The sequence below is a fragment of the Flagellimonas yonaguniensis genome (genome assembly GCF_029193885.1).
In the GTDB taxonomy this organism is placed as follows: Bacteria; Bacteroidota; Bacteroidia; order Flavobacteriales; family Flavobacteriaceae; genus Flagellimonas; species Flagellimonas yonaguniensis.
Genome location: NZ_JARFVB010000001.1, coordinates 307,358 through 321,132, shown reverse-complemented (window position 1 = coordinate 321,132; position 13,775 = coordinate 307,358). Strand labels below are relative to the sequence as shown.

Sequence of the window (13,775 nt, the reverse complement as noted above, 5' to 3'; positions counted from 1 at the left end):
GCGTCTCTTTCGCATATAGTATTCAATAACAAATATGTCTCTATTTTCGACTAAAGGAAAGATATTGTTGTAGGCTATACCCAAAGTGTTGTGAAATCGCCTATTTTGTATACACAGATGCACGAAAAATAGCTTTCAACATGGGATTTTACTACATTTGCGCATCAAATTACTGGTATGGCAGAAGAAGCTAAATCGTTGAATTTTATCGAACATATTGTTGAGGAGGACCTTAGAGAGGGGTATACCCAAAAGGACTTGAGGTTCAGGTTTCCCCCCGAACCCAATGGATATCTGCATATAGGACATGCGAGTTCCATTTGCCTCAATTTTGGCTTGGGACTACGCTATAATGCACCGGTAAACCTACGTTTTGATGATACCAACCCGGCAAAGGAGGAGAAGGAATATGTGGAGGCCATAAAGAAAGATGTAAGCTGGCTTGGTTTTGAATGGGATACCGAATGCTATGCGTCCGATTATTTCCAGCAGTTATACGACTGGGCCGTTATGCTCATCAAGGATGACAAAGCCTATGTCGATAGCCAATCTTCTGAAGAAATTGCCAGTCAAAAGGGTACACCCACAGAACCAGGAAAGGAAAGCCCATATAGAAATCGCTCTGTTGAAGAGAATTTGAAGCTTTTTGAAGGCATGAAAAGCGGGGAGTTTAAGGATGGAGAGCATGTATTGCGAGCCAAAATTGATATGGCATCTTCCAATATGTTGATGCGTGACCCTGTGATGTACCGTGTGTTGCACAAAGCGCACCACCGCACAAATACCGATTGGTGTATTTATCCGATGTATGACTGGACCCATGGGGAAAGTGATTATATAGAACAAGTCTCCCATTCATTGTGCACACTGGAGTTTTTACCTCACAGAGAATTGTACAATTGGTTTTTGGACCAAGTGGTATCTTCTGACAAATTGCGCCCTAAACAGCGTGAATTTGCTCGCCGGAACCTGAGTCATACCGTGGTTAGTAAGCGTAAACTGTTACAATTGGTGGAAAAGGGATTAGTAACAGGTTGGGACGACCCCCGAATGCCGACAATCTCTGGATTGCGAAGAAGGGGCTTTACTCCAGAGTCCATCAGGAATTTTGCTGATACCATCGGAATTGCCAAGCGTGAAAACGTGGTTGATGTTTCCTTGCTCGATTTCCATGTAAGGGAACATCTCAATAAAATTGCTCCACGTGTTATGGGAGTTCTTAATCCTTTGAAAGTTGTCATTACCAATTATGAACAGGGGAAAGAGGAGTGGCTTGAAGCTGAAAACAACCCAGAGGATGAATCAGCCGGAAGCAGACAGATACCTTTTTCAAGAGAATTGTATATAGAGCAAGAAGACTTCCGTGAAGAGGCTAACCGAAAATTCTTTAGACTGAAGTTGGGAGGAGAGGTTCGTTTAAAGAATGGATACATCATCAAAGCCGAAAGCTGTACCAAGGATGATGATGGAAATATCACCGAAGTACAATGTACCTACGACCCCAAAAGTAAAAGTGGTTCTGGTACCGAGGAAAGTTTACGTAAAGTGAAGGGAACATTACATTGGGTTTCCATTCCTCACGCAATTACCGCAGAAGTACGATTGTACGATCGTCTTTTTACCGATGCTACACCTGATAGTCATAAGGATAAAGATTTCCTGGATTTTGTTAACCCGGATTCTTTGCAAAAAGTAACCGGTTATCTTGAGCCCAGTTTAAAAGATTCGAAAATCGGAGATCAAGTGCAATTTCAACGATTGGGTTATTTTAATGTGGACAAAGATTCCACACCCGAAAATTTGGTGTTTAACAGAACGGTCACTTTAAGGGACACTTGGGCCAAATTAGAGCAAAAGGGGTAGCATAACATTTTCTTATTTTAATAGTTTGTGTCATTGAAGAATCTTATGAAAACAGGGTTCTTTAGGATGCTTGTGTGCGAAAAATGAATTGGGCTAGATTGATTGTCCAAATCCGTTGTTGAAATGCGCTCAAATGCGCTTATTTTCAATTTTTTCTCAAAATTTATCTAAAGCGTCAAGGTTTCGAGCAATTGCATCGATCATTGTACTTGACCTATCTTAATTTTGAAGTAAATCGATTGGGACAGGCAATTCTTCACTTGTAAGATCTGACCGATTGATTAATTCACTGAAGTCTAATTTAAAATTTACAACATTATGTCAAATAACACTGGAAACGTATTAACCGCATTATTAACTGGAGCTGTTGTGGGAGCGGGAATAGGTATTCTTTATGCACCGGATAAAGGAAAAAAGACAAGAAAAAAAATCAAGAAAAGTGCTGTAAAAGCAAAAGACGATATTTCAAAAAGTTTGATTACAGCCAAAGAGGAATTTTCCAGAAGCGCTGATGCCAAAAAAGAGGAGTTTGAGGAAAAGCTTGAGGATACACTATCCAACATGAGTTACAAGGCCGATGATATTTTAGTGGCACTGGAAAAGAAACTCGAAGATCTTAGAGAAAAGAACGCCCAATTACAGAAATAATATATGGCATTCGAAGAAATCAAAGAACAGATAGACCATGTAGAAGATGGTGTTAAGTCCTACGTTAAGATCAGCTTGGACTTTTACAGACTTCAAAGTTTCAGGTCTATGATGAAGGGAATAACCATGGCCACCAAAGTACTCCTCATAGCGGGGGTGGTTTCCATGGCCCTACTGTTTCTTTCGTTGAGTGTAGCCTTTTGGTTCGGCACTATGCTGGACAGCACGGCACAAGGATTTTTAATCGTAGGTGGATTTTATGTACTGGTTGGTATTGTCCTTTACTTGATGAGAAGAAAAATCGAAAAGCCACTCTTGAAAAAGTTCTCTAATTTTTATTTTGATGAATTATGATTCAGACACAATACACATCTTTTGAAGAAATTGATGACAACCTTAAAATATTAAAGCTGCAGCGACAGATTGAGGAGGAAAAGGTTAAGTTGGCGATTCAGAATACCAAAAAGGAGTTATACCCCACCAATATTCTTGGCGGATTGGCGCCCTTGATTCAAAAAGTAGCCATCTCCTTGATTGCTAAGAAGCTATTGAACAAACTCTAGAAGCTTTAGTCCTCATACTAAAACAAAAAGGCTCCTTTTCGGGAGCCTTTTTCTCTTATGGATAGTAGTCTTAAGAGTCAGCAGAACCTTTCTCGTTCTGTTTACGTTTCATGGCCTCACCAATTTGGTTACTGGCGGTAAAGGAGGCCACCATATTGTTCAGCATATCGCTGCCTGCTTGTGGCGAATTGGGCAATAGGATCAAGTTGGTATCTGTTTCTTCCCCAATGGCTTGCAGTGTGTCGTAGTGTTGGGTGACCACGATCAAAGCTGATGCTTCTTGGGAATTGATTCCCACTTTGTTCAGTACTTCTACGGACTCTTCCAAACCACGGGCAATTTCCCTTCGCTGATCTGCTATACCCTGTCCTTGTAATCTTTTGCTTTCTGCCTCTGCTTTAGCTTTTTCAACGATCAGGATTCGTTGTGCGTCACCTTCAAATTGTGCGGCTATTTTTTCACGTTCCGAAGCATTGATGCGGTTCATCGCAGCTTTTACTTGTGCATCGGGATCAATATCCGTTACCAAAGTTTTGATGATGTCATAACCATAATCCAACATGGCATCTTGCAATTCTGTTTTAACCGCAATGGCGATATCATCTTTTTTGACGAAAACGTCATCCAGTTTCATTTTTGGCACTTCGGCACGTACCACATCAAAAACGTAAGAAGTGATTTGATCGTGAGGGTATTCCAATTTGTAGAATGCTTCATATACTTTTTCCCGTATTACCACATACTGTACGGAAACTTTCAACTTCACAAATACGTCATCCAAGGTTTTGGTCTCAACAATGACATCCAATTGTTGGATTTTTAAACTCAGTCGACCAGCAATACGGTCTACAATAGGGATCTTCATTTGTAGCCCCGAGTTACGGATACTCTGGAATCTACCAAAGCGCTCAATGATGACGGCCGTCTGTTGTTTTACGATAAAGAAAAACTTGAAAAGAACGATAAGCGCTACAAACGCAATAGGTATAAAAAGATAGTTGCCCATAGTTATAGATTTTATGTTAGAAATGGAAATTACGAAACTTGACCAATGTATTAGTAACCATTCGTCAAATAATGTTACACATCCATCAATTTCTAAAGCTGGGCAATAGCCGTTTTAATACGGTTGATACTTTCCTCTTTACCAATTAGGGCCATAATATCGAACAAGTGTGGTCCTTTCATATCGCCAACAATTACTAAACGCAACGGCGGCATAACTTTTCCAAAGGAAAGCTCTTTATTTGCAATCCAGGCTTTTACCATTTCTTCAATTTTTGATGATTCAAAATCTTGAACGGATTCTAATACGGTTGCAACACCTTCCATAATTTCTGGTGTGCCCTCTTTCCATTGTTTTTTGACCGCCTTTTCATTGTACGAGGTAGGAGCTTGAAAGAAGTAATCAGAAAGTTCCCAGAAATCTTTCACAAAAGTTGCGCGTTCCTTTATGGAAGAGACTACTTGCTTGATATAGCTCGGCTCTGCGGAAATTCCTTTTGCAATAAGTTCAGCGGCAAACAGTTCAGTAAGCTCATCATCTGTTTTTATTTGCAGCCATTGTTGATTGTACCAATTGTTTTTTTCGGGGTCGAAGCGTGCACCTGATTTGTTGACACGCTCCAAAGTAAAGGTGTTGACCAATTCTTCCAAGCTAAAGATTTCTTGCTCTGTGCCAGGGTTCCACCCCAACAATGCTAAAAAATTGACCACGGCCTCTGGGAAAAACCCAGCTTCCCGATAACCTTCGGACTGGTTCCACGTGAGTGGAAAAACGGGGAACCCACCTTTATCGCCATCACGTTTGCTCAATTTTCCTTTTCCCACAGGTTTCATGATCAAGGGTAAGTGAGCAAATTCTGGAGCATCCCAACCAAAAGCATTATACAATAAAGTGTGCAGCGCTAAGGAAGGTAACCATTCCTCGCCTCGGATGACATGGGTAATCTGCATTAGGTGGTCATCAACAATATTGGCCAAATGATAGGTGGGCATACCATCACTTTTGAACAATACTTTATCATCAAGAATGTTGGTATCTATTTTTATTTCGCCACGGATGATATCGTTGAGCAATAACTCTTCGTTTTCAGGAGACTTAAATCGAATCACATAATCCTCCCCGGCGGCTATTTTATTTTTAACCTCCTCGGCGGAAAGGGAAAGTGAGTTGGCCAGTTTTAAGCGATTGTGCCAATTATATATAAAGGTTTTCCCTTTTGCCTCGTGGTCTTTTCTATGCTGGTCCAAAGCCTCTGCGGTATCAAAAGCGTAATAGGCCATACCTTTTTCAATAAGGTCCAAGGCATATGATTTGTATAGTTGTTTACGTTCGCTTTGTCTATACGGACCAAAGGCGCCTTCTTTTCCAGGCCCTTCATCAAAAGGAATCCCGCACCAGTTCAATGCTTCGATGATATATTCCTCAGCCCCTTCAACAAAGCGGTTTTGGTCGGTATCCTCGATACGAAGTACAAAATCGCCATCATTTTTTTTGGCAAACAAATAGTTGAACAAAGCGGTACGAAGGCCTCCAATATGTAGGGGTCCCGTTGGGCTTGGTGCAAATCGAACTCGTACTTTTTGACTCATAACAATGATGAATTAGTTCGCAAAGATACAGTGCTGCCAATGAATTGGAAAGCGTTTGTTGACTGTCTTTTGATTGATTTTTAGGATTGTAATGATTAAGGTTTAACAAAATTTTTCCGCCCATTTCCCTTGGATCGGGTATTTTGGTAATAACAATAGAGGATTTTGAGCGCATATCAGGATATATTGGTCAAACTAGAAGGGTTTATCAAGCGGTTTTATACCAAACAGTTGATAAAAGGAATTTTCTTGTTCTTAACTATAGGCACCCTTTTTTGGATTGCCATTACCTCTTTTGAGTATGTGTTATGGCTTGACAATTCTTGGCGATTGACGTTGTTTATTCTTTTTATTGTTGTGGAGGCATATCTGTTGTATCGATACGTACTTGTACCACTGATGTATTTGTCCAATATGCGAAAGGGGATTGACAACAAAGCTGCTTCTAAATTGATTGGAAAACATTTTCCCAATGTAGATGACAAATTGTTGAATTTGTTGGAACTTTCCGAGAACACCCAAAAGTCTGACTTATTACTGGCCAGTATTGAACAACGTGCTGCGAATTTAGGACCAGTTCCTTTTGCGGAAGCTGTGAATTTCAAGGAAAGCTATTCCTATGCGAGGTACATCATTATACCAGTATTACTTTTTGGCTTTATCTGGATTGCCGGGGATATCGTTTCCTTTTTTAATTCGCACCAAAGGGTTATACATTACGATATGGCTTATGAAAGACCTGCTCCATTTACGTTTCAAGTTTTGAATACAGAACTTGAGGTAATGGACAATGAGGCCTTGACCATTCAGGTAAAGACCGTTGGTGATATTCGACCGGATAATGTTGAAATTGTTGTGAAAGGGGAAGCACTTTTAATGAAGAATCGTGGATCTTTTTATGAATATACCTTTCAACCACCTGTTCAGGAAACTAGTTTTTATTTATCTGCTAATGGATGGGATTCTAGAAGTTATACCATCAGTAGTTATAGAACACCGACCTTAGTGGATTTTGTTTTGGAACTGGAATACCCCAAGTACCTAAATCTAATGTCAGAAGCCATTACCGGAACAGGCAACGCCGAGGTTCCGGAGGGAACCAAAGTTACTTGGAAGATTCAAGGGGACTACGTTGAAAATATCAGAATGATTACAGCTGATACAACGCTTTCCTTTCATAAGGACAATAATCTATTTTCCAATTCCAAAAGACTGTTCAATGATTTTGATTACGAGTTGAGCACATCGAATAGTAAGGTTCAAGATTTTGAAAAATTAGCGTACCGGCTTAATGTCATCAAGGATGCGAAGGCCACTGTTCAAGTAGATCAGGTTTTGGATTCCTTGAACCCCAATCAATCCTATTATTCGGGTCAAGCGGCAGATGATTATGGTTTACAAGAGATCAGGTTGGTATGTTATCCTTCTGATGACCTGACCAATGTACAACGGATATCCCTCGAACGACCAAACACCAATGTTTATCAATTTTATTATACGTTTCCTTCAGGCTTAGCACTGGAGGCCGGAAAGCGTTATAAATTGTTTTTCGAAGTGGTTGATAATGATGGTGTTAGAGGAGGAAAAGTAACCAAAAGCACTGTTTTTAATGCTGCCCTTTATAATGATAATGAGTTGAATAGCAAAGAGTTACAATTTCAAAATTCTACTTTGAACAAAATGGGGGAGTCTTTGCAGAATTTTAAGGAGCAGGAGGAAAAACTATCAGAGATAAATAAGCTTCACAAAGAAGAAAAGTCACTGAGTTTTGAGGATAAGAGCCAGATCAAAAACTTTTTGCAGCAACAGCAAATGCAAGAAGAGTTGATGCAGAAGTTCAGTCAGGATTTGAATAAAAGTATTGATAAAAATACTGATGATACCGAAATGAAGAAGATGCTACAAGAGCGTTTGGAGCGTCAAGAGGCTGAGGCCAAGAAGAATGCCAAGTTGCTTGAAGAGCTTAATAAGATTGCGGAAAAAATCGATAAAGAGGAACTGCAAAGACGTTTGGAGGAGCTGGGTAAAAACCAAGGGAAAAACACACGCAACCTGGAGCAGATTTTAGAGTTGACAAAACGGTACTATGTCACAGAGAAGGCGTCGCATATTTCGAAAGAACTAACCGAGTTGGCAAAGAAGCAAGAAATATTATCAGAATTAAAATTGGGTAAGGATTTCAGTGATAAGGAACAACAAAAGTTAAACGAGGAGTTTAACGACTTGGAAAAAGAGATACGGGAGTTGGAAAAAGATAATGAAGAGCTTCGTAAGCCGATTGCATTAGATACTGATAAAAAGAAAACCGATGCGGTAAAACAAGATCAGCAGGAAGCCCTTGAGGAAATCAATAAGCATCAAGGTATGGAGGAGTCTTCGCAATCCGAGGAGAAACAACAAGCAGGAAACAATGCCTCTAAGAAGCAAAAATCCGCAGCTCAAAAGATGAAAGAAATGAGTCAGTCCATGAAATCAGGTTCCATGGGTGGCGGTGAAAGTGATGCTGAAGATGCCGAAATGCTACGACAGATTTTAGATAATTTGCTAACCTTTTCTTTTAAACAAGAAAATCTTTTTGATAATATACAAAGTGCCGATGTAGACATTTCTCAATTCTCCAGAACTGTTAAGGACCAACAAAATCTCAGAAGTTTATTTGAACACGTCGATGATAGTCTTTTTGCACTTTCATTAAGAAGAGCTGAGTTGTCTGAATTTGTCAACAAACAAATCACGGAGGTGTATTATAATATTGATAAGTCTCTTGAAAGCATTGCTGAGAATCAAATTTATCAAGGAGCCTCGTACCAGCAGTATGTTATTAATGCCACCAATTCACTTGCGGATTTCTTGGCAAATATTTTGGACAACATGCAGCAGAATATGAGCCCTGGTCAAGGTAGTGGAGGCAAAGGTCAAGATTTTCAGCTGCCGGACATTATCAAAGGTCAACAGAGCATACAGGAAAAAATGAATGGGTCAGGTCAGCAAGGCAAACCATCAGAAGGACAAGGAGAGCAAAATGGAGAGAATGAAGGCGGTCAGCAAGAAGGCCGGAAAGGAAATCAAGGCCAAGGCGATAATGGTGAAGAAGGAGAAAAGGGAGAGAATGGTCAGCAAGGTTCTGGACAAGGCGATGGAGGTCAATCCAACGGAAATGGGCTAGGTGAGATGGACCTGAATGAAGTGTATGAAATTTATAAGGAGCAGCAGTTTCTACGAGAGAATTTAGAAAAGCAGTTGGAAGATATGATGCGGGAATCCGATAAGAATCTCGCTAAAAAGTTGATTCAGCAAATGGAGGATTTCGAGAATGAATTGTTGGAAAATGGTATAACAGAACGTACTCGAAATAAGGCAAACAGCATTCAGCACCAGTTGATGAAACTAGAAAACGCCTCTATGGAACAAGGAGAAAAGAAAGAGCGTGAAAGTAACACAAATCAGAATCAGTATTCGAATCCAATCACCACTAAACCCGAACTACTTCAAGATTACCGGAATAGCATTGAAATATTAAATAGACAAGCATTACCTTTGCGGCAAAATTTTGAAAAGAAGGTAAAGGTTTATTTCGACAATGATTGATTTTCATTTTAAAAGCGACTTGTTGATTAATAACAAATCCGAGTATGTCGATTGGATAGCTAGGATTATAGAATCTGAAGGATTTGTAGCGGGTCAAATTGACTACATTTTTTGCACGGATGAATATTTGTTGCAGCTCAACCAGGAGTATTTAGATCACGATACTTTCACCGACATTATCACTTTCGATTATACGGACGGGAAAACCATTTCAGGGGATATTTTTATATCCACTGACCGGGTCAAAGAGAATGCCAAGGAGTTTAAAGTTGACATCTTAAATGAACTCCGTCGAGTAATGAGTCATGGCCTATTACATCTCGCAGGATATGGGGATAAAGGTGTAGAGGAAGCTAAATTGATGCGGGAAAAAGAAGAAGAAAAGATTAAAATGTTCCACGTGGAACTATAGATATGTTTGAAAAGGAATATGATGTTATTGTTGTAGGGGGAGGTCATGCTGGAGCTGAAGCAACTGCTGCTGCTGCCAACATGGGATCAAGCACTTTATTGGTCACAATGAACCTTCAAACTATCGGGCAGATGTCTTGCAACCCTGCAATGGGAGGTATTGCCAAAGGGCAAATTGTTCGAGAGATAGATGCGCTTGGGGGCTACAGCGGAATCGTTACGGATAAGTCCGCTATTCAGTTTAAGATGCTCAATAAATCAAAAGGCCCCGCCATGTGGAGTCCACGAGCACAAAACGACCGTATGCGTTTTGCAGAGGAATGGCGGATGGCTTTGGAGAACACACCAAATGCAGATTTCTATCAGGAAATGGTCAACGGTTTGTTGATTGAAGGAGATAGGGTGGTCGGTGTTAAAACCAGCCTTGGATTAGAGATTAGAGCCAAAGCCGTAGTGTTAACAAACGGCACTTTTTTAAATGGTTTGATTCACATCGGAGAGAAACAATTAGGAGGGGGAAGAGCGGGAGAAAAAGCCGCAACTGGAATAACCGAGCAGCTTGTTGAATTGGGCTTTGACAGTGGCAGAATGAAAACAGGAACTCCGCCAAGGGTTGATGGAAGGTCTTTGGATTATTCCAAAATGATTCCACAACCAGGGGATGACCAACCCGAGAAATTCTCTTATTTGAACACCCCAATTCTACAAACTCAGCGTGATTGTTATATGACGCATACCAGTAAATTGGTGCACGATTTACTTCGAGAAGGCTTCGATCGTTCCCCTATGTTCAATGGCAGGATTCAGAGTATTGGTCCGAGATATTGTCCGTCGATTGAGGATAAAATCAATCGTTTTGCGGACAAGGATTCGCACCAAATATTTGTGGAACCAGAAGGGTGGAATACGGTTGAGGTATATGTGAATGGTTTCTCCACATCATTGCCCGAGGATGTTCAATATAAAGCATTGAAATCCGTAAAAGGGTTTGAACACGTGAAGTTCTTTAGACCTGGTTATGCCATCGAATATGACTACTTTCCACCAACGCAATTAAAGCACACACTTGAAACCAAGTTGGTAAGCAACCTGTATTTCGCAGGTCAAATCAATGGGACCACCGGGTATGAAGAAGCAGCTTCACAAGGTTTGATGGCAGGCATAAATGCCCACTTAAAAATCAATGGTAAAGACCCGTTTATTCTCAAAAGAGATGAGGCTTATATTGGCGTTTTAGTCGATGATTTGATCACAAAAGGCACAGAGGAGCCTTATCGTATGTTTACCTCCAGGGCGGAATATAGGACTTTGCTAAGACAGGATAATGCCGATTTGCGATTGACGCCAAAGGGCCATGATATAGGTTTGGCCAAAGAAGAGCGCCTAAAACGGATGGAGGAGAAGATGAGCAAGTCCGACAATTTTGTGGATTTCTTTAAAAGGACAAGCTTCACTACGGACGAAATCAACCCCATTTTGGAATCATTAAACTCCTCTTTGGTAAAGCAATCCGACAAGTTGTTCAAGGTATTTTCTCGACCAAAAGTTACAATGGACCATATGCTTCAATTGGAATCCGTTTCAGAGTTCGTTAAGGAAAATGAATTGGATACCGAGGTGTTGGAGCAGGCCGAAATCCAAGTGAAATATTCTGGTTATATCGAAAAGGAAAAGACTAATGCGGATAAATTACAGCGTTTAGAGAATGTTCGAATCCCTGATAATTTTGATTATTCAAAACTTAAATCTTTGTCCTATGAAGCTCGTGAAAAGTTAGAGTCCATTCAACCAGTTACCATTTCCCATGCCTCTAGAATTAGTGGAGTTTCCCCTGCAGATATCAGTGTTCTTTTGGTGTATTTGGGGAGATAATCGACGAACTTGTTCCACGTGGAACACAGTTTTTTGTTTTCCATTTATAAATAAATGGCTCAATTTTTGATTTCATTTTAAGCGAAACACTACGCCGGATGAAACGAATATTACCTGTCATTTTTATTTTGGTTTTTTCAAGTTCTTGTATTCCGCTGAGGATTGCTCCAAATATAAAGGACTATAAATTGACCCAAGGAAAGCGATTCAAAAAAGGGCTTCCCAAAAAAAATGTTTTTGTTTTTGAAGACCCTAAAGATGCGAATGAATTTTATAATTACATCAACACAAAGTTTCAACTTGACGATTATTATGTGGATGTACAAGTTCCGTTTTTGGTCCAAGGCAAAACATTTTACTTTTCATTTTATGAAGTCGAAATTCCAACCAAAACAATAAACTTGATTCCGTTGGCATTGGATGTTGCTTTGAATAAAGCTGCAGATATGGACCCGGTTTTTGATGATGTGCATACGTCACGAACAGGAAACTGGTACATTGCCATGGAAGTTTTTAGTGGTAGTGAAGAAGATTGTATATCTGAAAATTCAATTTCAAGAGAGTTGGTTTTATCCTATCTTCGGGAATTGAAAAATGAATATTTGGCAACCGATAACTATAATGAAGTTGTTTTTAAAAACTAAAGATTTTTCTGTTTCTGGGGAGCAATTCGAATTACATCGAGATGAAGAATTGGATATGCTGGTAACCAAACCGCAACCCCAAAACTTATTGCCTTATTACGAAAGCGAGGACTATATTTCACATACAGACTCCAAATCTTCCTTTACGGACAGATTATATCAACTAGTAAAGACTAACAATCTTAAAAAAAAGATTCAAATAGTTGATAATCAGTTAAATAACAGCAAAACGTTGCTTGATTTAGGTGCGGGAACAGGGGATTTTTTAATTACGGCCCAAAATTCTGGGTTTAACGTTACAGGGGTAGAGCCAAATGATAAAGCAAGGAAACTTGCTGAACAAAAAGGGATAAATCTTTTGTCAAGCTTAAAAGAGATATCCAGACAAAAGTTTCAGGCCATAACGCTTTGGCATGTTCTGGAACATCTGCCCAATCTTGATGAACAAATCAAAAACTTGGTCAATCTTTTAGAGGAGGATGGCGTTTTGGTAATTGCCGTTCCTAACTTTAAATCCTATGACGCGAAGCATTACAAATCCCATTGGGCTGCTTTTGATGTTCCTAGGCATCTTTGGCATTTTTCAAAAACATCGATTTCCAAACTTTTTGCTCCACATCAAATGGAGGTGGTAAAAATAAAACCGATGTGGTTCGATGCTTTTTACGTTTCCATCTTATCAGAAAAATACAAGGGGAACAAACTTTATCTGGTCAGTGCATTTTTTGTTGGATTGTGGTCCAACTTCAAGGCCATCTTTACCAAAGAGCATTCTTCTTTGATTTACGTCCTTAAAAAGAAGAAATAAGCCATTTTCAGCACCTATGTTGGACTAATCCACCTCTGGCCACACAATCCCACCAAACAAAAAAGATCTGCTTAAATCGCGCCGTTTATGGGTGCCGACAAAATAATCTAATCTAATATGGTTGTAAACTTTCCATAAGAAAATCTTATGGTTGGGCAAAGGCCAATTTTCATATCGCATAAACTTAATGATCCCCATTCCAAAAGCTTTTCTATTTTTGCGCATCGATAAAAAGTAAAAGATGAAAAAATTAGTAGTGCTTGCGATTGCCATCACAGCAATGGCATGTCAGCAAAACAAGATTGGATATGTGGACAGTGTTAAGATCATGGACGACTATCAAGAAAAAATTGACGTTGATGCCAGATATCAAAACAAGGCCCAGGCCATAACCCAAAAAAGGGACAGTATTTCTCAAGCGTTCCAAATGGAATTGCAACAATTCCAAACAAAGGCACAGAGTATGTCACAACAAAGTGCACAAGAGGAATATTCTAAACTACAGCAAAGAGGACAACAAATAGGTCAGCAGTTGCAACAAGAAGAGCAACAACTACAGCAAAAAGGCCAAGCCGAAATGGACACCTTGGTAAGAAAAGTTAAAAAAGAGATTAGAGCGTATGGTAAGGCCAACGGCTACACTTATATTTTGGGTGGTGGCGATGGTGGTTCTGTAATTTATGGAGACGACGCAAAAGACCTGACCAATGAAATCCTTAAAATTTTGAACGATAAGTACGAGAACTAAACTCGATACATCCAATAAATTGAAAAAGCCCACTC

At 39.8% G+C, this 13,775-nt stretch carries 12 protein-coding genes; 10 read left to right on the top strand and 2 right to left on the bottom strand.

The features are described from left to right. The first annotated feature begins 177 nt into the window (after positions 1 to 177). The 4 genes from PY092_RS01515 (at position 178) to PY092_RS01500 (ending at position 3,074) form a co-directional block, all read left to right on the top strand. Positions 178 to 1,863 (top strand): glutamine--tRNA ligase/YqeY domain fusion protein, encoded by a 1,686-nt coding sequence (locus PY092_RS01515; protein ID WP_275614092.1) that lies wholly within the window; start codon positions 178 to 180, stop codon positions 1,861 to 1,863. A gap of 318 nt (positions 1,864 to 2,181) precedes the next feature. Next, positions 2,182 to 2,511, top strand: a complete 330-nt coding sequence (locus tag PY092_RS01510; RefSeq protein ID WP_275614091.1) for a YtxH domain-containing protein — start codon at positions 2,182 to 2,184, stop codon at positions 2,509 to 2,511. A gap of 3 nt (positions 2,512 to 2,514) precedes the next feature. Next, positions 2,515 to 2,865 (top strand): phage holin family protein, encoded by a 351-nt coding sequence (locus PY092_RS01505; protein ID WP_275614090.1) that lies wholly within the window; start codon positions 2,515 to 2,517, stop codon positions 2,863 to 2,865. After that, positions 2,862 to 3,074 (top strand): DUF6327 family protein, encoded by a 213-nt coding sequence (locus PY092_RS01500; protein WP_275614089.1) that lies wholly within the window; start codon positions 2,862 to 2,864, stop codon positions 3,072 to 3,074. Before PY092_RS01505 ends, PY092_RS01500 begins: the two co-directional genes overlap by 4 nt. Positions 3,075 to 3,144: 70 nt before the next feature. On the opposite strand, the gene PY092_RS01495 is transcribed toward PY092_RS01500, so the two are convergent. Together PY092_RS01495 and gltX are read right to left on the bottom strand one after the other, a co-directional pair. Beyond that, the gene (locus tag PY092_RS01495; RefSeq protein WP_275614088.1) at positions 3,145 to 4,080 is read right to left on the bottom strand and encodes an SPFH domain-containing protein; all 936 of its coding nucleotides are present in this window, start codon (positions 4,078 to 4,080) and stop codon (positions 3,145 to 3,147) included. 92 nt (positions 4,081 to 4,172) lie between these two features. Next, positions 4,173 to 5,669 carry a glutamate--tRNA ligase gene (gltX, locus tag PY092_RS01490; protein ID WP_275614087.1) on the bottom strand — a complete coding sequence of 499 codons (1,497 nt, stop codon included), beginning with the start codon at positions 5,667 to 5,669 and terminating at the stop codon, positions 4,173 to 4,175. Positions 5,670 to 5,834: 165 nt separating this feature from the next. Here gltX and PY092_RS01485 point away from each other — a divergent pair, with 165 nt between their 5' ends. The 6 genes from PY092_RS01485 to PY092_RS01460 all read left to right on the top strand — a co-directional run bounded on the left by PY092_RS01485 (position 5,835) and on the right by PY092_RS01460 (position 13,740). After that, on the top strand, positions 5,835 to 9,257 hold the full coding sequence (locus PY092_RS01485; protein ID WP_275614086.1) for a hypothetical protein: 3,423 nt from the start codon (positions 5,835 to 5,837) through the stop codon (positions 9,255 to 9,257). Beyond that, positions 9,250 to 9,669: an rRNA maturation RNase YbeY gene (gene ybeY, locus PY092_RS01480; RefSeq protein ID WP_275614085.1), complete on the top strand. Its 420-nt coding sequence runs from the start codon at positions 9,250 to 9,252 to the stop codon at positions 9,667 to 9,669. Before PY092_RS01485 ends, ybeY begins: the two co-directional genes overlap by 8 nt. Positions 9,670 to 9,671: 2 nt before the next feature. Then, positions 9,672 to 11,540, top strand: coding sequence for a tRNA uridine-5-carboxymethylaminomethyl(34) synthesis enzyme MnmG (gene mnmG / locus PY092_RS01475; RefSeq protein WP_275614084.1), 1,869 nt, complete (start codon positions 9,672 to 9,674; stop codon positions 11,538 to 11,540). 98 nt (positions 11,541 to 11,638) lie between these two features. After that, the gene (locus PY092_RS01470; protein WP_275614083.1) at positions 11,639 to 12,184 is read left to right on the top strand and encodes a hypothetical protein; all 546 of its coding nucleotides are present in this window, start codon (positions 11,639 to 11,641) and stop codon (positions 12,182 to 12,184) included. Continuing rightward, positions 12,162 to 12,992 carry a class I SAM-dependent methyltransferase gene (locus PY092_RS01465; protein ID WP_275614082.1) on the top strand — a complete coding sequence of 277 codons (831 nt, stop codon included), beginning with the start codon at positions 12,162 to 12,164 and terminating at the stop codon, positions 12,990 to 12,992. The genes PY092_RS01470 and PY092_RS01465 overlap by 23 nt, the downstream gene beginning before the upstream one ends. Positions 12,993 to 13,233: 241 nt before the next feature. Then, on the top strand, positions 13,234 to 13,740 hold the full coding sequence (locus PY092_RS01460) for an OmpH/Skp family outer membrane protein (RefSeq protein ID WP_275614081.1): 507 nt from the start codon (positions 13,234 to 13,236) through the stop codon (positions 13,738 to 13,740). The last annotated feature ends 35 nt before the right edge of the window (positions 13,741 to 13,775 follow it).